A 19,021-nucleotide genomic window follows, 5' to 3' on the forward strand; every position below is an offset into this window, starting at 1 on the left:
TGTGTCTTCGTACCCGGCTGTCCGGAAGCGGCACCGGCAGGTCCGATATGGACAGAGGAACGTTGCGAGGACTCGTTGTCCAGTGGCGCGGGAAATCGAAGCCTGTGGGCAACGGCGTCAGCGTTCCCGGTCGGCGAAGAAGTTGTGGGCTCGTTTGACCAGGTCGGGGCGGGTTTCCGCGATCTTCGGCAGGGTGTTGGCGAGCACGACGTCGATGTCCGGTATGCACGCCGGGACGGTGAAGCCACCCTCGGCCATTCGCAGCCACGCGTCGGCCACGAGTTCGGGCACCGCCTGGTACGCGGTGTCCGGTCGCCAGTGTTCCGCGAGGATGACCGCCAGGTCGTCGCCGTGGTGGGGAGTGCCGAGCACGGTGCAGATCAGCCCCCAGAAGTGCGGGCTCGTGGCGATCCACGCGTGACTGGCCAGTTCGCGGAAGTCGAACTGGTCCGGCCGCGCACGCACGGCGTCGAACACCGCCCTGGCGATCAAGTCGCTCGCGTGGCCCTCGTCGTGGAAGTGAGCGAGCACCCGCAAGTACTCGTCCTGGTCGTTGCGGTCCGTCCACTCGGTGGCGAAAAGGCCGAGCAGGGCTTCGACGTGGGTCGTCGCCCGCCCGGATCGGCTCACCACCGTCAATATGCCGTGGTCGAAGCCGTTGCTGTACGGCCGTAACGCGTTCAGCTTGAGATCTTCGTCCTCGTCGCAGAGGAAGTGCGCCTCCTGCTCCATGGCCAGCGGATCGGCGTACACGAACTGCCCAGCCGCCACCTCGCGGTTGCGCCACCACTCGACGTCGAGCCACTCGGGGTCACCGGGATCCGCGTACGAGCTGGGAACGAGCTCTATGTCACGGTTGTCGCCGTTCCACACCCGGTGCAGCGTGAAGGCGTCGACGAAAGCCTGCCAGTCCTCGGGTGTCAGCGTTGCCTTCCACAGCCGCGTGTACTTGTTCCACGCTGGGACCACGCTGTCCGGCTGACGGCACAGTTCGCTGACGCGCACGACGTCGCTCAGCGAAGTCGTCAGGAGCAGCAGGTTGGCCCGGTAGATGGCGAAGCGTTCCGGCGTCGACAGCGCCATCGGGGCGTATTCCGTGTAGCGCGCTCGCAGTTGAGCGTGGTCCGCCGCACGGAACAGTTCCTCGGTAAGTAGACCGGGTGAGGGGTCGGTGGATCTTTCTACAAGGAAACCCAGGATCGATGTGCGATTCGACAGTGGTACGAAGGACAGTAGGGCGTAGAGCTCGCTGTCGTCGACCGCGGACGACCGGCGGCTCACGACCCGGCGGGGCAGGTCGGACAGCACGTTCCAGATGTGCCGGGCCACCAGGTACTCGCCGAAGGTCGCGTGCAGGAACTCGTAGGTGTACAACGCTTGCGAGTCGCGTGTCGCTCGCGATCGCTGCACGAAGAAGAACCGGCCCAAGGCGATCACACCCGCGCTGAGCGCCGAGCGGATGCCCGCCGAGGACACGGGTGCGTCCTGGAACACCGCGAGGTCCTTGTCCAGGTCGGCTTCGGTCACCCACTGGCTGCCGCGGTTGAACATCGCGAACGCCACAATGGACAGTCGCTCCAGCTCGTCCTGGATCGCCTGTGCCAGTTCGGTGTCCGTGCGGTGGCTGCCCTCCTTGGCGACTTCGCGGCTGGCGAACCTGGTCAGCAGCCGTTCGTAGAGTTCCGCCTCGTCGAGCTGCGCGCCGGCCTGCTGCAGCGGGTTTCCCTCAGCGTCGTACAGGGCGAGCATCAGCAGGAGCAGGGGATGGGCGGACAGGTCCTCGTACCGCTGCACGGTCGCCAGGTCGAGCGGCCGCAGGCCGTGCGCCTCGAAGTGACCGATGTTGTTGTGCCGCCAGATGTCCAGCCACTGCCGCTTCTGCTCGTCGGTGAACTCCGTCAGCCGGACCACCACGCTGTCAGCGGGCAGTGCCGCCCGGTTGGCCACGCTGATCCGGCTGGTCACCACGAACGCGACGGGCAGGTCCACGTCCGCGCGGTCACGCTGGAACCGGGCGATCCTGGTCAGGTAGTCCGTCTGGTTCACGCCGGTGGCCTGCAGCAACTCGTCGAACCCGTCCAGCAGCACCACCGGCAGCGCCCGCGGCGCGGAGCGAACCAGCGACGGCCAGCTGACGTCCTCCTTCAGCGCCCGTTTGATCGCGTGCTCGATCTGGTCGAGCACATCCGCGTCGGCGGGCGCCTCACGCAGCTCCACGCGCACGACCAGGTAGTCACTGGCCGGTAATCGGGCAGCCAGGACCTTGGTCAGCAGGGATTTGCCGGAGCCGGGATCGCCGAGCACGAGCAGCGGCGCGGCCCATGCGGCAGGTGACGTCAGGTAGCCGACGATGAAACGGTACATGTCCGTACGCACCTGGCGGGACTCCCACCACGCCTTCTGCGCGACGAACGCCGTCGAACCGCCGTCGTTGACCTGGAAGAACGGGTCGATGTAGCTGGTGCTCAGCAACGGGATCGTCAGCCCGCCCGGTGCGTCACCCGAGTCGAGGATCGGGTGGTTCAGCGCCGACTGGTAGCGCAGCGTGAGCTCCTGCCGTTGCGCGGTCGGTGTGTCACCGGTCGACAAGGACACGAGGGAATCCGAAAGGCGCCGCAACGCCACGCCCAATGTCCCACGGGTCGCCTGGGCGTCCAGCCTGGCGACCCAGAAGCCGACTTCGGGACAGTCGACGGCGAGACGCCGAAACAGTTCTTCGTAGCGACGCACGGACTGCTTCGGAAGTGCCGTCACCTTTTCCAGCGCCCGATCCTGCGCGGTCTCGGTCAGGTCGTCCCACAAAGCCAGCCGTTGGACCAATCGCGCCAATTCCGCCGCCAGCCGCTGGTACCACGCGAGCAATATTGTCACGAAGGACTCGTACGGCTGGTCCGGTGTCAGCAGCGGTACGGCGGCGTCGTGAATCGTCGCCGGCGAATTCTCCTGAAGGACGAGCTGGCGCTGCCGGGTCATGTCGAGTGACTTCGTCGTGAACGGGATGCCCAGCTCGTCGAACGCCTCGAAGAACGCGACGATCACGATCACCGAATGGGCCGCGTGCAGACGTCGGGTCCGGTCGATCCGGGAGCTGCCGCGCCGCTGCGAGACCGCGCCCGCCAGTTCGCCCGACAGCCGGATGAACTCGGCTTTCGCGTCGAACCAGCTCAGCAGATCCGACACCGACAGCACCGAGCCGCCGAGCAACGCGGTCCCCAGAATGCCGTCGAGTGCTTTGACAATCTTGGAATCGTTGCCGCCAAGCAGTTTCACGGCGTCCGCGTAGGTGAACGTGGCCACCGGACCATCATGCCGAACGCCCCCGGAACGTGTCCCGGGGGCGTCCGGTGGTGGTCGTCAGCCGCCGCTGCGGCGGCTGGTGAAGTTGCGGTGGTTCGGCACCGACTGGCTGCGCAGGTTCTGCACGTTGCCGTACGTCTTGACCTGCGGTTTCGCCGCCCTGCGCTCGGCTCGGCTGAGCTTCGGCGCGTCCTCGGCCTCGTCACGGGCCTCGATCGGCTTCATGAACGACAGGCCCTCCGCGGCCTTCTTGTCCGCTGCCTTCTTGCTGTTCTTCTTCGAGTTCGCGGCCATGCGGAACCTCCTGGAAAGGGTGAATGAGGGGAAGGTCGCGCGGCGAGACGACAGCCTGCGACGACCTGGATTACTCAACCTGAATGCGCAGTCCGCGCGGAGGTTCTCAGATGCCCATGGCACGACCATAGCAGCGCCCCTCGCGGGGCGCACCATGATTAACCGACGGGGATGGCTATGGCGGTGATCACCAGGCCGTCGCCGACGATCCACCGGCCGGTGAACCCGCCGACCTGCTCACCTGCGATGACCGGCCCCGGCACCAGCAGTTCGGCCTCGAACGTGCCGTCCACGGCCAGGGTGATCGACGCCTCCTCGAAGCCGAGCCACCTGTGCGTCAGCGGGTACCAGGCCTTGTAGACGGTCTCCTTGGCGCAGAACAGCATCCGGTCCCAGTGCACCGAGCCGTCCGCCGCCGTGAGCTCGGCCAGCCTGACCTTCTCCTCGTCACGGGAGATCACGCCGAGCACGCCTTCGGGCAGCGGCCCGTGCGGCTCCGCGTCGATCCCGAGCGTGTGGATGTCAGCCTTAAGAGCGACCACCGCGGCCCGGTACCCGGCGCAGTGCGTCATGCTGCCCACGACACCGTCCGGCCAGCGCGGGGCGCCGCGTTCGCCGTTGAGCAGCGGCGCCGGTGGGATTCCCAGTTCGGCGAACGCCTGCCGGGCGCAGTACCGGACTGTGGCGTACTCGCGGCGCCGCTTGTCCACCGCTTTGGCGACGTGCTCCGCCTCCTCGGGGAACATCGTCGACTCGGCGGCGTCGGTGACGGTGTCCCGGCTGGCCACGCCCGCGGGCATCAGCTTCTCGATCACGGCGCCACCCGCACCGGCAGCACGGGCTTGAGCAGCTTGTCGGGCAGGCCACGCGGCTTCCACTCGCGCGGGTAGCCCAGCGAGACCTCCTCGAACGGCACGCCGTCGTACACCGTGTGCCGGGGGATGTGGAGGTGGCCGTACACCACGGTCGCGGTGTTGAAGCGGGTGTGCCAGTCGCCTGACAACTCCGTGCCGCACCACTGGGCGAAGTCGGGGTAACGCAGGATGCGCGTCGGCTGCCTGACCAGCGGCCAGTGGTTGACCAGCACCAACGGCACGTCCGGGCCGCACGCCGCGAGCCTGCGTTCGGTCTCCTCGACGCGGGCGCGGCACCAGTCGTCGATCCCCGGGTACGGGTCCGGGTGCAGGAAGTACTCGTCGGTGCAGACGATCCCGGCCTCCTGGGCCTTCGCCAGCGACTCCTGCTTGGTGTGCACGCCATCGACCCGGAAGGAGTAGTCGTACAGCGCGAACAGCGGCGCGATCCGCACCGGCCCGCCGTCGCCCGTCCACACCGGGTACTCGTCCTCGGGGGTGAGCACGCCGAGCCTGCGGCACATCTCGACCAGGTACTCGTAGCGCCGCACGCCACGCAGCTGCACCGGGTCCTTCGACGTGGTCCACAGCTCGTGGTTGCCCGGCACCCAGATCACCGTGTCGAACCGCGATTTCAACAGGCCGAGCGCCCACTCGATGTCGGTGGTCGTCTCGGCGACGTCGCCCGCCACGATCAACCAGTCGCCAGGGTTGTCCGGCCGCAGGCCCTCGAGGATCGGCCGGTTCTCCGCATGGCCGACATGCAGGTCGCTGATGGCCAGCAGTTGTGGTGTCGTGCTCACGCGTCCGAGCTTAGCGAGCGTGATCGGCGCGAACGGTTCTTTCGCTGTGACGCCCGCCTCTGGTACACCGTTGACGACGTCCAACGCCGCCGCCACCGACCTGGATGCGAGGCACAGTCGATGGCGCTCGAACGGCGGAAGTTCCTGGTAGGAGGCGCGGCGACCGCGTACTTGACGACGGCTGGCAACGCCGAGGCGAGCGTGCCGCGACTGTGGGACGAGTTCGTGGCCAACCCCTACGACCACCCGCAGATCCCCAACGTCGCGTACGCGGGCTACCGGATGGGTGAACGGCCGCCTGCCAGACCCGCACGTACGAACGTCCTGCGGTACGGCGCCAAGCCCGACGGATCGGCGGACGCCTCAGCGGCGATCAACCGTGCGATCGATGACGTCGGACGCGCGGGCGGCGGCGTGGTGTACCTGCCGGACGGCACGTTCCGGATCGACGACATCATCGAGATCGGCTACGACAACGTGGTCCTGCGCGGTGCGGGCAGCGGACGCACCACGCTGTTCGCCACGCGCTCACTCGAGCAGATCGTGGGCATCAACCGCAGCCGCTACGGCAGCGAGAATTCGGCGTGGAGCTGGTGCGGCGGGCTGGTCTGGGTGTGCCACCGCGACCGGCGCCGCGCCCTGATCGACGCGATCAAGGCACGTCAGTGGCCGCTGGAGGGCTGGATCGGCAACGAAGGCGCCGACTCCGGCGTGATCACCGCGCTCACCGGCGCCGTGCCACGCGGCTCGTTCACGACCACGGTCGCCGACGCCGCGGGCCTCGCACCGGGGCAGCGCGTGTTGCTGCAGGTCGACGACGATCCGGCACACGGCCTGCTCAAGCACCTGTGCGGGGACATCCCGGGCACGTCGTCCTACGTCTGGACGGGCAAGACGAAGCTGCTGTCGTACAAGCCGTTCCAATGGCCGGTCCGAGTCGCTGCTGCCGACGGCGCACGGATCACCCTGGCCCAGCCGTTGCCCATCGAGCTGCGCCCGGAATGGAACGCCCGGCTGACCACAAGCGCGCCCGCGATCACCGGGGCAGGCGTCGAGGGCTTGACCATCCGGATGGTCAAGACCGTGCGGCCGGCTCACCTGCAGGACAAGGGCTACAACGGGCTGGTGTTCCAGTGCGCGTGGGACTGCTGGGCGGATGATGTGTCTGTTGTGGACAGCGACAACGGGTTCCTGCTGGTCGCGGCCAAGGGCGTGACCCTGTCGCGGACCCGGGTCAGCGGCCGCGGGCAGCACCACTCATATGCGTGCCGTGAGCAGTCGCACGACAACTTGGTCGAGGATTTCGTCATCGGCGAGTTCACCGAACCGCCGACGCCGGGCTCCGGCCACCACGGCATCAACGTGGAAGGCCTGTCGTGCGGGAACGTCTGGTCGCGCGGGCGGATGGGCGCGGGGACGTTCGACACCCACCGGGGGTTGCCTTTCGGCAACGTGCGAACTGATGTGACGATCGTCAACGACGGCGCACACGGCGGCAGCGCCGACGCGGGACCCTTGTACGGCGCGCGATTCGCGCACTGGAACATCACCGTGCTCAACGGGCGGGCCGGGTGCGTCAAGATCGACAACGTCGCTCCGAGCAGCGCGACCGTTGGTATATCTACGGTTCGCGAGTTCGGTCAGGTCGACCGCCCGGACTTCACCGGGCCGCTGCAGTCCAAGCTGGAGAGCTACGGCGACACCGCCGTGACACCGGCGAACCTGCACAGCGCCCAGCGCGCTTTGCGGGGTTTCGTACCGAGGTAGCGCGAAACTGGTCTAAAAAGATCAATGCATCGGTTGTGCCGGACACCGGGATGCGGGTACCTCTATGGGTAGAGGTTTGTTGCTACAGCTGGGAGATCCGGCATGATCACCGGTACGGACCGCCAACCATGGCGGTTGATCAGCGTGCCCGCGCTCGTCGCGGCCGTCCTGCTCACCTTCCTCGCCGGTCTGCTGTGGTTACTCGGCATGCCCGACGCCGCTCTACTGTGGACGGTCGCGGCCGCGGCCGGGATCGCCCCGCTGACCGTGTGGGCGACCGAGGACCTGGTGACCGAGCGCCGGGCGGGCGGCGCGCTGCTGACCATCCCGGTGGTCGTCGGCGCGCTGCTGGCCGGGGTGCACGAAGCCGGCGCGGCGGCGGGGATGCTGGCGTGCGTGCTGCGTGGCGTCGAAGTGCTGGTGCGCGAGCGTGCCCGCCGCGAGGTCGCGGTGCTGGCCCGTGCGGCGGGCGAGACCAGGATCCACACAGGTGACCGGGTCACGGTGACGACCGGCGAGATCATCCCGGTGGACGGCAGGCTGCTGTCGGACGCGGTGCTCGACGAGTCGCCGCTGTCCGGTGATCCGATCAGGGTGCGCCGCAAGGAAGGCGAACCGGTCCGCAGCGGCGCGGTCAACGTGGGCGACCCGGTCGACTTGATCGCGACCGTGCCGGACACCGAGGGAACGTGGGCGGCGATGTCGCGCCTCGCGCACCGCGCGGTCACCGACGGCGCCCAGCCGTTGCGGCGAGCGAACCGTGCCGCACTCGTCTACGCCCCGCTGGCCGTCGTGGCTGGGGCCGTGGTGTGGCTCGTGACAGGAAACCCGCTCGCCGGGTTCGGCGTGCTCGCGGTCGCCGCGTCCGCCCCGGTGCTGCTCGCCGTGCCGTTGTCGCTGGCAGCGGGCCTGACGAGGGCCGCGCGGCACGGCGTCGTCGTCGGCGACGCCGGCGTCCTCGAACGGATGGCGCGGACGCGGATCGGCGTCGTCGACGCCTCCGGCGTGATGTATTCGGGCACCTTGTCGGTGTCCGGGGTCGTCGCCGCGCCGGGCTGGCTGACCAACGACGTGCTCGCCTGCGCGTCCTCGGCGCACCGCATGCGTCCGGACGCGTTCGCCGGGGCGGTGGCCCGCGCCGCGAAGGCCGCCGGCATCGGCAGTGGCGCCCACCTGGGCAAAGTGACGTTCGCCGATGCACAGCCGGACGGATCGCACGACTGGGTCAAGGTGGCGCTGGCGCGTGCCGGCCTGGACTGCGCGAGCGTCGCGTGGGTCGCGGTCGACGGCCAGCCGGTCGGCGCGCTGATCGTGCGTGACGAGGTCAGGCCGGACGCCGCCGAGTCGCTGCGTGCCCTGCGGCGTGCCGGGATGCGCAGGCTGGTGCTGGTGACCCGCGAGAACCTCAACGACCCCGGCGATGTCGGCGTCGTGCTGGGCGTGGACGAGTTGTGGACGCGGTGCGGCACGGCCGACAAGGTCGAACGTGTCCGTGAGGAGCGCCGTCGCGGTCTCACGCTCATGGTCGGTGACGATCCCGCTGTCGGTGCGGCTGACGTCGGCGTCGCGCTGAGTGGTCGCGGTGCGTGCGTCGCGGACGTGGTCATCGCGGACGGCCAGGTGGCCCGCCTCGCCGACGCCCTGCGGACGGCCCGCCGGACCCGGTGGATCGGCCTGCTGGCCACCGCAGGCGGGCTGGCGATCGTCGCGGCCGGGATGGCCGCCGCCACGCTGGGCTGGCTGGCGCCACTGCTCGCGGTGCTGGTCAGGGCAGGTGTCGACGGTCTGGTGATGGGCTCGGCGTTGCAGGCGCTGAAGGCCGGGCGGCCCAAGGTGGAGCCGTACCACCCCGAGCCCGATCACCTCAGCCAGGTCCGCCACGCGGTGCGCCAGGCGGCCGACGAGCTGTCCACCGGCTTCACACCACAGGCCCAGCAGTCGGTGCTGCGGGCGTACCACCTGATGGCCGACCACGTGGTGCCCGCGCAGCGCACGGGCGAGATCGAGCGGCAGGTCCGCAGGCTCGGCGCGCACCTGACGACACCGAACGCCCAGGTGGACGACATGCGGGCGACCTTGTACGGCCTCAACGCGGTCCTCAACGAACGGCTGATCGCCGCCCAGCGTCAACGCGTTTGAGGGCAGTCCAAGGAGCGATTCACTTCACACTCTGAAAATTTACAGGCTCTGAAACTTTCTCGGTACCGTGGTCGTCATGACCGAGGAGGGGCCGCAGCCGTTGGGCCTGCGCGAGCGCAAGAAGCTCGAAACACGGGCCAAGCTGGCGAAGATCGCCATCAGGCTGGCGGCCGAACGCGGCCTGGAGAACGTCACCGTCGACGACATCGCGGGTGAGGCCGGGGTGTCCGCGCGGACGTTCTTCAACTACTTCCCGAGCAAGGAAGACGCCATCCTGCTGCCCGACCACGACCCGGTCGGCCAGACGCACGCGTTCGCCGCGGCGATGCTCGCCGCACCGGCCGGGCTGAACCCGCTGCGGGCGTCCGCGCTGGCGATGCGGCCGTACGTGGCGAGGTTCGACGACGAGCGGGAGGACTGGCTCACCCGCATCTCGATCATCGAACGCGACCCGGGACTGATGGTGAAGCTGTTCGCCTCCCAGAGGGAGACCGAGGCCATCCTCGTCGAGGCGCTCGCCAAGCGGACCGGCCTCGCCGCGACCGACCTCTATCCCCGGTTGCTCTACCGGGTCATCGGTGGGGTCGTGCAGGCCACCACCCAACGCTGGCACGAACTGGGGGGCTCGGTCGCGCTGACCGAGTTGTTCGACGCGGCGATCGATTCGATCGACGCGGGTTTGCCCGTGCCGTCCGGCACGGCCGTCTTTGAGGGGAAATCATGACAGTCACGGCAGATCCGCCTGCCGACGGCGTGAAACTCAGTCGGGGGCAAGTCGTCCAGGCACTGTCCGGCCTGATGATGGGGCTGTTCGTCGCCATCCTCGCGGGGACCGTCGTGGCCAACGCGCTGCCACGGATCGTCGCGGACCTCGGCGGTTCGCAGTCGTCCTACACCTGGGTGGTCACCACCGAACTGCTCGCGATGACCGCGACGGTGCCGCTGTGGGGCAAGCTGTCCGACCTGTACAACAAGAAGCTGCTGATCCAGCTGTCACTGCTGATGTTCGTGATCGGTTCGCTCGTCGCCGGGTTCTCCCAGGACATCGGCACGCTGATCGCCAGCCGCGTCGTGCAGGGCGTCGGCGCCGGTGGCCTGACCGCGCTGGTCTCGGTCGTGATGGCCGCCATGGTCTCGCCTCGTGAACTCGGTCGCTACATGGGCATCTTCGGCGCCGTGTTCGCGGTCGGCACGGTCGCGGGCCCGCTGATCGGTGGTGTCATGGTCGACACCTCGTGGCTGGGCTGGCGCTGGTGCTTCTTCCTGGGCGTGCCGTTCGCCGCGCTGGCGATCCTGCTGCTGCAGCGCACGCTGAAGCTCCCGACAGTCAAGCGGGAAGGCGTGAAGGTCGACTACCTCGGCGCGTTCCTGATCATGCTGGGCGTGTCGACCCTGCTGGTGTGGACGTCGCTGGCCGGCCACCAGTTCGACTGGTTGTCCGGGTGGTCGTTCTTCCTGGTCGGTGCCGGTGTCGTGGTGCTCGCGCTGGCCGTGTGGGTGGAGTCGCGGGTGGCCGAGCCGATCGTGCCGCTGAGCATCTTCCGCAACCGCACGGTCACGCTCACCACGATCGTCAGCTTCCTCGTCGGTGTCGCGATGTTCGGTGGCACGGTGTTCCTGTCCCAGTACTTCCAGTTGTCACTGGGCAAGTCGCCGACCGTCGCCGGCCTGATGGGCCTGCCGATGATCTTCGGTCTGCTGGTCTCGTCGACCGTGTCCGGCCAGCTGATCAGCAAGACCGGCAAGTGGAAGGTGTACCTGGTCCTCGGCGGGATCCTGATGGTTGCCGGGTTCGCCCTGCTCGCCACGATCGACCGGGGCACCAGCATCGTGCTGCTCAGCGCGTACATGGTGGTGCTCGGAATCGGCGTGGGCATGCTGATGCAGAACCTCGTGCTGGTCGCGCAGAACGACGTGGCCGCCCACGACCTGGGTGCGTCCACGTCGGTGCTGACGTTCTTCCGCAGCCTCGGCGGCACGGTCGGCGTCAGCGTGCTGGGCGCGGTCCTGGCCAACCGGCTGACCAGCGAGGTCACCTCGCACCTCGGCCCGTTGCCGGACGGCGGCGGCACGTCGGCGGTGCCGGACCTCAACCTGCTGCCCCCGGAGATCGCCGCCGTGTTCCGCGACGCCTACGGCGTGGCGACCAGTTCGATCTTCCTGTACTGCCTGCCGTTCGCGGCGCTGGCCGTCCTGGTGGTCTTCTTCATCAAGCAGATCCCGCTCAAGACCCAGACCGGCGACGAACGACTGGCGCAGGAGTCCGCGGCAGCGGCCGCGGCGGACTGATTGCCTCGTGAGTGGTTGGTCCGGTTACAGCCGGACCAACCACTCACGAGGCTTCTTAGTAGGGTTGGGCTGTGATCCCGGTTGTACTCCTCACCGGCTTTCTCGGCTCCGGCAAGACGACACTGCTCAACCACCTGCTCAGCTCCGCGCGCGGGACCAGGATCGGCGTGATCGTCAACGACTTCGGGCAGGTCAACGTCGACGCGATGGCGGTCGCCGGCCAGGTCGACTCGATGATCTCGCTCGGCGACGGCTGCCTGTGCTGCGTGGCCGACACGTCCGACATCGACGAGATGCTCGGCAAGCTCGCGGGCGCCAAGCTGGACGTGATCGTCATCGAGGCCAGCGGGCTGGCCGACCCGCAGTCCATGGTCCGCAAGCTGCTGGCCAGCACCGACACCCGCGTCCGGTACGGCGGGCTGGTCACGGTCCTCGACGCGGTCGAGTTCGCCGGCACGCACGACCAGCACCCCGAGCTGGCCAAGGCGCTCAAGATCGCCGACCTGCTCGTGCTGAACAAGACCGACCGGGTCGAGTCGATCACCGACCTGGTCGGTCTCGTGCGAACGCACAACGGCGAGGCGCCGATCGTGCCGGTGACACACGGCCGCGTCGACCCGGAGCTGCTGTTCGACCGCGCGCCCGAACTGCCGGTCGCCCGTCAGCTCACGTTCGACGACCTGACCGACCACTCCGACCACGCGCACGCGGTGTACGACACGGTCACGTTCACGTCGGCCGAGCCGATGCACCCGGTCCTGCTGATGGACTTCATGGACAACCGGCCCGCCGGGCTCTACCGGATCAAGGGTTTCGTCTACTTCGCAGTGCCCGGCCACACCGACCGGTTCGGGATCCACACCGTCGGCAACTACCTGCGCTTCCACCGCTCGCCGTGGCCGCGCGGCACCAGGCCGGAGACCCAGCTCGTGCTCATCGGCAAGGACATCGACCCGGCCACGGCCGACTGGCTGGAAGCCTGCCAGCAGACCGGGCCGGTCGAGGTCGACGACATGCTGTGGGTGACGCGGTACCTGGACTCAGTCGACGCCCTGCATGAGCCTGCGCAGCAGGGGCCGCAGCCCGATGAGGATCAGGCCTAGCACGATCGCCGCGCCGCCCAGGATCCCGAAGTACGCGGGTTCGTTGTCGGCCGAGTAGTACGAGGCCAGCTCCCCGGCCGCCGAGGACCCGGCCGCCATCGACAGGAAGAACAAGGCCACCATCTGCGCCTGGAACGCCTTCGGCGCGAGTTTCGTGCTGACCGAGAGCCCGACCGGCGACAGGCACATTTCCGCGATCGCGAACACGATCAGCACCAATGCCAGGAAAAGCGGGTTCACCACTTTGCCAGAACCGGCCTGGACGACCGCGACCATCAGCAGGAACGCGATTCCCATCCCGATCACGCCGAGCGAGAACTTCACCGGGGTGCCCGGCTGGCGCCTGCCCAGTTTCGTCCAGAGGAACGCGAACAGCGGGGCGAGCACGATCACGGCTGCCGGTTCGATCGAGTTGAACGCCTCCGGCGTCATGTGGAATCCGAGACCGTCCAGATCCACCCGGGTGTCGGCGAAGATCGGCAGCACGGTGAACTGCTGCTGGAACAGCGACCAGAATCCGAAGCTGATGACGAACAGCGGGATGAACGCGTACACCCTGCTGCGCTCGACCGCCGTGATCTTCTTGCTGGAGAGAATGACGGCGAAATAGGCCACCGCGGCGGCGACAACCGTCCACGTCACGATTTTGGCCAGATTGTCCGGGCGGATCACACCGAAGACGACCAGCAGCGCGACCACCACGACACCGGCGGCGATGACCGCGAACGACAGGGTCCTCGCCCGGCCGGTCACCGGGTTGGGCACGACCTTCGCCTGCTCGCCGAGGTTGCGGCGGCCGAACCAGTACTGGACCAGGCCGAGCGCCATCCCGACCGCCGCCGCGCCGAAGCCGATGTGGAAGCCCCACTCGTCGCGCAGGTAGCCGGTGAGGATCGGGCCGAGCGTCGCACCGATGTTGATACCCATGTAGTACAGGGAGAACCCGGCGTCGCGGCGGGTGTCGTCCGCCGCGTAGAGCGTGCCGACCAGCGACGTCACGTTCGACTTCAGGCCGCCGGTGCCCAGGATCACCAGCAGCAGGCCGATGCCGACCCCGGTGAGGCCGGGGATGACCGCGAGCACGATGTGCCCGAGCATGATGGACAGTGCGCCGAAGAAGACCGTGCGTTCCGCGCCGAGCAGCCGGTCCGCGACCCAGGCGCCGCCGACCGACGCGAGGTAGGCGAGGCCGCCGTACGCACCGACGATGCCTGCCGCGGTGGCCTTCGGCAGGCCGAGACCGCCGTCAGTGACGCTGTAGTACAGGTAGAACGCAAGGATCGCCTGCATTCCGTAGAAGGAGAACCGTTCCCACAACTCGGTGCCGAACAGGTTCGCCAGCGCGCGGGGATGACCGAAGAAGCCGCGCTGAGGTGCTTTCGAAAACGCCGTTGTCACGTTTCGTCACCTTACGCCGATCAGACCACTTCGGCTCAACCCCCATCCGTAGGTGATCCCGGTGGGCGGCAGTGGTTGTGATAACACTTCCGGGTGGGCACGAGTGAGCCGTTCCGTGGCGCGGTACTGGAAGCCGTCCTCGAACGGATCACCTATGCCAACGAGGACACCGGGTACACCGTCGCCCGCGTCGACACCGGGCGCGGCGGGGACCTGGTCACTGTGGTCGGTGCGCTGCTCGGCGCCCAGCCGGGTGAATCCATCCGGATGCGCGGCCGGTGGGGCTCGCACCCGCAGTACGGCAAGCAGTTCCACGTCGACGACTACACCACCGTGCTGCCCGCGACCGTGCAGGGCATCCGCCGCTATCTCGGGTCCGGCCTGATCAAAGGGATCGGGCCGGTGCTGGCCGACCGGATCGTCGAGCACTTCGGCGTCGACGCGCTCGACGTGATCGAGCAGCAGCCGCAGCGGCTGATCGAGGTGCCCAAGCTCGGGCCGAAGCGCACGAAGCTGATCGCGGCGGCGTGGGAGGAGCAGAAGGCCATCAAGGAGGTGATGGTCTTCCTGCAGGGCGTCGGCGTCTCGACCTCGCTCGCGGTGCGGATCTACAAGCAGTACGACGACAAGTCCATCGACGTGGTGCGCACCGAGCCGTACCGGCTGGCCTCGGACGTGTGGGGGATCGGGTTCCGCACCGCCGACACGATCGCCAAGGCGGTCGGCATCCCGCACGACAGTCCACAGCGGATCAAAGCGGGCCTGCAGTTCACCCTTTCGGAGTCGACCGGCGACGGGCACTGCTACCTGCCCGAGCAGCGGCTGATCGCGGACGCGGTCAAGATCCTGCAGGTGGACACCGGCGCGGTGATCGACTGCCTGGCCGAACTGGTCGACGAGGAAGGCGTGGTGCGGGAGCTCGTGCCCGGTGAGGACAGCGAGGTGGACGACGTGGCGATCTACCTCGTGCCGTTCCACCGCGCCGAGATCTCACTGGCAGGTCGGCTGGCCAGGCTGCTGGAATCCGGTGCGGACCGGATGCCCGCGTTCGCCGGCGTCGACTGGGACCGCGCGCTCGCCTGGCTGCGCAAACGCACCGGGGCGCAGCTCGCGCCCGAGCAGGAACAGGCCGTCCGGTTGGCGCTGACGAGCAAGGTCGCCGTGATGACCGGTGGTCCCGGGTGTGGCAAGAGCTTCACCGTGCGATCCATTGTGGAGCTCGCGACGGCCAAGCAGGCCAAGGTCGTCCTCGCCGCGCCGACGGGCCGGGCCGCCAAGCGGTTGAGCGAGCTGACCGGGCACGAGGCCAGCACAGTGCACAGGCTGCTCGAGCTCAAACCCGGCGGCGACGCGGCCTACGACAGCGACCGGCCGCTGGACGCCGACCTCGTGGTCGTGGACGAGGCGTCCATGGTGGACCTGTTGCTGGCCAACAAGCTGGTCAAGGCACTCGCGCCGGGAACGCACCTGCTGCTGGTCGGCGACGTCGACCAGTTGCCGTCGGTCGGTGCCGGTGAGGTGCTGCGCGACCTGCTCGCCCAGGACACGCCCGTCCCGCACGTCCGGCTGACGCACATCTTCCGGCAGGCCCAGCAGTCCGGTGTGGTCACCAACGCGCACCGGATCAACGCGGGAGAGCACCCGCACACCAAGGGCCTCGATGACTTCTTCCTGTTCTCCGTCGACGACGTCGAACAGACCGGACTGCTCACAGTGGACATCGTGGCCAACCGGATCCCGCGCAAGTTCGGGATCGACCCGCGCCGCGACATCCAGGTGCTCGTCCCGACCCACCGCGGCCCGGCGGGCGCGGGCGCGCTGAACTCGCTGCTGCAGGAGGCGCTGACACCGGCCAAACCGAACCTTCCGGAACGCAGGTTCGGCGGTCGCGTGTTCCGCGTCGGCGACAAGGTCACGCAGATCCGCAACAACTACGACAAGGGCGCCAACGGGGTCTTCAACGGCACCATGGGCGTGGTGACCGGCCTCGACACCGAGGAACAGACACTGACCGTGCGCACCGACGAGGACGAGGAAGTCGGCTACGAGTTCAGCGAACTGGACGAGCTGACCCACGCGTACGCTGTGACTATTCATCGCTCGCAAGGCAGCGAATACCCGTGCGTGGTCGTCCCGATCACCACAAGCGCGTGGATGATGTTGCAGCGCAACCTGCTGTACACGGCCGTGACCAGGGCGAAGAAACTCGTGGTGCTGGTCGGTTCGGCGAAGGCGATCGGCCAGGCCGTGCGCACCGCGAGCACCGGCCGCCGTTACACGGCCCTTGACCACCGGCTTCGCTCGTGATGTTGTACTCTGCACACAGAGTCTGCTTGTTTGGTTGGTGAGGTGCGTTGTGATCTCTGGCAAAGTGTTGCGGTTCGACGATGTTCGCGGTTACGGGTTCATCGCCCCGGACGACGGCGGCGACGACGTGTTCATGCACGCGAACGACCTGCGTGACGAGAAGTTCCTGTTCACACCGGGAACGGCGGTGGAGTTCGACGTCGTCGAGGGTGACCGGGGACTGAAGGCCTCCGCGGTCAAGGTCGTCGACCGCGGTCAGAGCAGGGCGAACGCCAGCCAGGACGACGAGGTGATGTGCGATGTGCTTTCACCACGCGAGCTGATGCAGGAGCTGACAGAGGCATTGCTCGAGGCGGCCCCGACGCTGACCGCGGCCCAGATCGTCCAGGTACGCCAGCGCATCGCCAAACTCGCGCACGCCCACGGCTGGCTGGAGAGCTAGCGTCTGTCCTCAAAGCCAGATGAGGGGTGTGGCCCGGTCGATAGTGGCTTGGTAGCACAGGGCGGTGGGTTGTAGCGGGTGGCGATGGTCCGGTACTGCTTGAGCCGGTCGAAGCACCGTTCGATCACGTTGCGGCGCTTGTAGATCTTTGGTCGAACACGGGTGGTCGGCCGCGTGCCTGGCTGCGGTGTGGCAGTGGTGTCCCCGGCCTGGCCGCCGGTCAACAGCACCGACAGCGGTCTGTCGTGCCCGTCGCGGGCCAGGTGGATCTTGGTGGTGACCCCGCCGAGGGACCGGCCGATGGCATGATCATCTGGCGCGGTCTGCCCGGCGCATGATCCGCTCGCCCCCTGGGTGTGACCGGTGACGCGGCGGGCGCCGGCGGAATGCTGATGCCCACGCATGATGCTGGAATCCACCAACATCCTCCCGGTCCAACTCGTCGGTCGCCTCGTCGATCACCTGCGCTGTGGACACCAGCAGGGGCAGGTGCCGTGCGGGACCAGCGCCAGAACCGGTTGGCGACGGTCTTCCACGGCCCATAGCGCTCCGGTAGCTCGACACGCCACTCCGGTCTTGGCCGTGAACAACACTCCGTTGCTCACCCGCCGGTCATCCACCCGAGGCCGTCCTTTCGCCCTGGACGCCGGTAACCATGCCTGGATCGCCTGTCACTGTTCGTCGGTCGGCTCATGCCTGCGCACAGAAATCCAAGATCGAACCAGTCCCGTCACATCGCCTTCGAGGGCGGTCCCCAGCCGTGCCGTCCAGGGAGAGGTGATGGTGGCTTGCCGCTCTGACGGCGCGGAGGGCTCGGTGGTGATTGCAGAAGCGCGACCAGCCCGGTAGCTGTGCTTCTAACCGCAGGTTGTATTGGTTGTCTGGAGCAGCCTCTCGTGGGGCGTTTCGCCGTCCAGGCCGCTTGGGGCGGCGAGTGTCCTCCCATTGCCCGTGGAACACGTCTGGGTGCGGCGCCGTCGAGAAATCGGCGGAACTCCGCGGCGTCGAGCGGATAAGGCTGGTCTGGTGTAGACACGGCCGGTGCTGGGATCCAAGGCATGCCAGTCGAACGTGGACTGCGATTCAGCGCCGTTGCCAGCCTTGGTCTTCTTGGCCTGGAACGGTAGCCGCGCCGGGCCGCGGTCCAGGAACCGGCTCGCGTTCTTCTGGTCTGACCTGGGTGGATTCTCCGGCTGGCGCAGTCATCGGTCGCGGTGCACTGATCGAACCGCTGACTACGGCCGGGACCGGTGTTCGTCGCCGCTTTGCCTGTGCGTCGGTTGATCTGTACCGCGTGCACAGTTGAGGGGACGGCTAGAGTCGTCGTTCGGCGACGATCTGACCGCCGATCGACTCGCCGGTCGGCTGGAAGCCCATGCGTAAGTAGAATTCCGCGGGCCCGTGCTCGTGCGGGACCCACAGCACGGAGATCCGGTCGGCGCCGCGGCATTGTGCTTCGGCGATGACGGCGTCCACGGCGAATCGGCCGTATCCCTTGCCCTGGTGGCCTGCGGCGATGTTCAGCCGCCAGATCCCATGGCGGAAGGCGGCGATCTGGTTGCCGGGATCGAACGCGGCCATGATGAAGCCGACCAGCTGATCTTCGTCGTACACCAGCCGTGGCCATGCTGTGTCGCGACTGGCGTACGCCTCGGCCAGTGAGACGACTACGGGCGCCACCACGGCTTCTTGTTCCGGCAGCACTGTCAGATCGCAGGCGGCGCGCACGTTCGCGGGCGTCACCAGTTCCAGGCGTGGGCTCATGGACGCACTGTATCCACGCCCACCGACAGTTTTCCTCAGTTCGCGAGCAGTACCAGCACCAGGCCGATGGTGGCCGGGACCGTCTGGACGAACAGGATGCGCTTGCTCGCGGTCGCGGCGCCGTACAGGCCCGCGATCATCACGCAGATCAGGAAGAAGACCGCGAAGTGGAAGCCGGTCGTGCCGCCCGCGATCAGTGCCCAGACCAGGCCGGCGGCCAGGAAACCGTTGTACAGCCCCTGGTTGGCGCCGAGTACGGCGGTCTGCTTGGCGAACGCCTCGGTCAGTCCGAACGCCTCGCGGCCCCGCGGCGTCGTCCAGAGGAACATCTCCAGCACCAGGATGTAGGCGTGGATCGCGGCGACGATCCCGATCACGATGTTCGCGGCCACCTGCATCGGACGCCCTCCCGGAAGCCGAACCAGCGGAGACAACCTCCGATTCGCGCGAATCCTACCCGCTGTCACCGAACGCCTGCCCGGCGAAATCCTGCACACGGCAACTAGGACTACGTCCACAGTAGTCTTATCTGTGACGAAATAAACAACGAACGGCCAACGGTCC

Annotated in this window: 15 protein-coding genes; 7 read left to right on the forward strand and 8 right to left on the reverse strand. The window is 67.9% G+C overall.

The features are described 5' to 3' along the window. Window positions 1-117: 117 nt before the first annotated feature. The 4 genes from AOZ06_RS21215 to AOZ06_RS21230 all read right to left on the reverse strand — a co-directional run bounded on the left by AOZ06_RS21215 (window position 118) and on the right by AOZ06_RS21230 (window position 5,248). The gene (locus tag AOZ06_RS21215) at window positions 118-3,297 is read right to left on the reverse strand and encodes an NACHT domain-containing protein (RefSeq protein ID WP_054291005.1); all 3,180 of its coding nucleotides are present in this window, start codon (window positions 3,295-3,297) and stop codon (window positions 118-120) included. Between the two features lie 57 nt (window positions 3,298-3,354). Next, window positions 3,355-3,591 carry a hypothetical protein gene (locus AOZ06_RS21220; RefSeq protein WP_054291006.1) on the reverse strand — a complete coding sequence of 79 codons (237 nt, stop codon included), beginning with the start codon at window positions 3,589-3,591 and terminating at the stop codon, window positions 3,355-3,357. Window positions 3,592-3,749: 158 nt separating this feature from the next. After that, on the reverse strand, window positions 3,750-4,406 hold the full coding sequence (locus AOZ06_RS21225) for a 4'-phosphopantetheinyl transferase family protein (RefSeq protein ID WP_054291007.1): 657 nt from the start codon (window positions 4,404-4,406) through the stop codon (window positions 3,750-3,752). Then, entirely contained in the window at window positions 4,403-5,248 is an 846-nt protein-coding gene (locus tag AOZ06_RS21230) for a metallophosphoesterase family protein (protein ID WP_054296797.1), read from the reverse strand. Before AOZ06_RS21230 ends, AOZ06_RS21225 begins: the two co-directional genes overlap by 4 nt. A gap of 120 nt (window positions 5,249-5,368) precedes the next feature. Between AOZ06_RS21230 and AOZ06_RS21235 the strand changes: the two genes are divergently transcribed. The 5 genes from AOZ06_RS21235 (at window position 5,369) to AOZ06_RS21255 (ending at window position 12,546) form a co-directional block, all read left to right on the forward strand. Then, complete coding sequence (locus AOZ06_RS21235; RefSeq protein WP_054291008.1) at window positions 5,369-7,015, forward strand: glycoside hydrolase family 55 protein; 1,647 nt, start codon at window positions 5,369-5,371, stop codon at window positions 7,013-7,015. 102 nt (window positions 7,016-7,117) lie between these two features. Then, window positions 7,118-9,154 carry an HAD-IC family P-type ATPase gene (locus tag AOZ06_RS21240; RefSeq protein WP_054291009.1) on the forward strand — a complete coding sequence of 679 codons (2,037 nt, stop codon included), beginning with the start codon at window positions 7,118-7,120 and terminating at the stop codon, window positions 9,152-9,154. A gap of 76 nt (window positions 9,155-9,230) precedes the next feature. Beyond that, the gene (locus AOZ06_RS21245) at window positions 9,231-9,878 is read left to right on the forward strand and encodes an acyl-CoA-like ligand-binding transcription factor (RefSeq protein WP_063810396.1); all 648 of its coding nucleotides are present in this window, start codon (window positions 9,231-9,233) and stop codon (window positions 9,876-9,878) included. Next, the gene (locus AOZ06_RS21250) at window positions 9,875-11,443 is read left to right on the forward strand and encodes an MDR family MFS transporter (RefSeq protein ID WP_054291010.1); all 1,569 of its coding nucleotides are present in this window, start codon (window positions 9,875-9,877) and stop codon (window positions 11,441-11,443) included. The genes AOZ06_RS21245 and AOZ06_RS21250 overlap by 4 nt, the downstream gene beginning before the upstream one ends. Window positions 11,444-11,514: 71 nt before the next feature. Then, window positions 11,515-12,546, forward strand: a complete 1,032-nt coding sequence (locus AOZ06_RS21255; protein ID WP_054291011.1) for a CobW family GTP-binding protein — start codon at window positions 11,515-11,517, stop codon at window positions 12,544-12,546. Here the strand turns inward: AOZ06_RS21255 and AOZ06_RS21260 are convergent. Beyond that, on the reverse strand, window positions 12,484-13,944 hold the full coding sequence (locus AOZ06_RS21260; protein ID WP_054291012.1) for a peptide MFS transporter: 1,461 nt from the start codon (window positions 13,942-13,944) through the stop codon (window positions 12,484-12,486). The genes AOZ06_RS21255 and AOZ06_RS21260 overlap by 63 nt on opposite strands. A gap of 93 nt (window positions 13,945-14,037) precedes the next feature. Here AOZ06_RS21260 and recD2 point away from each other — a divergent pair, with 93 nt between their 5' ends. Both recD2 and AOZ06_RS21270 read left to right on the forward strand, forming a co-directional pair. Next, window positions 14,038-16,251, forward strand: a complete 2,214-nt coding sequence (gene recD2, locus AOZ06_RS21265) for an SF1B family DNA helicase RecD2 (RefSeq protein ID WP_054291013.1) — start codon at window positions 14,038-14,040, stop codon at window positions 16,249-16,251. A 49-nt stretch (window positions 16,252-16,300) separates the two neighbouring features. Continuing rightward, a complete protein-coding gene (locus AOZ06_RS21270; protein WP_054291014.1) occupies window positions 16,301-16,693 on the forward strand; it encodes a cold-shock protein in 393 nt (130 codons plus the stop codon). Here AOZ06_RS21270 and AOZ06_RS62145 read toward each other — a convergent pair. From AOZ06_RS62145 to AOZ06_RS21285, 3 genes are all read right to left on the reverse strand, one after another. Next, entirely contained in the window at window positions 16,690-17,112 is a 423-nt protein-coding gene (locus AOZ06_RS62145; RefSeq protein WP_417999958.1) for a hypothetical protein, read from the reverse strand. The genes AOZ06_RS21270 and AOZ06_RS62145 overlap by 4 nt on opposite strands. Window positions 17,113-18,007: 895 nt before the next feature. Beyond that, entirely contained in the window at window positions 18,008-18,457 is a 450-nt protein-coding gene (locus tag AOZ06_RS21280) for a GNAT family N-acetyltransferase (RefSeq protein WP_054291016.1), read from the reverse strand. A 35-nt stretch (window positions 18,458-18,492) separates the two neighbouring features. Further along, entirely contained in the window at window positions 18,493-18,855 is a 363-nt protein-coding gene (locus AOZ06_RS21285) for a DUF1304 domain-containing protein (protein ID WP_054291017.1), read from the reverse strand. Window positions 18,856-19,021: the final 166 nt, after the last annotated feature.

Origin of the sequence: Kibdelosporangium phytohabitans, assembly GCF_001302585.1 — a bacterium.
Lineage (GTDB): Bacteria > Actinomycetota > Actinomycetes > Mycobacteriales > Pseudonocardiaceae > Kibdelosporangium > Kibdelosporangium phytohabitans.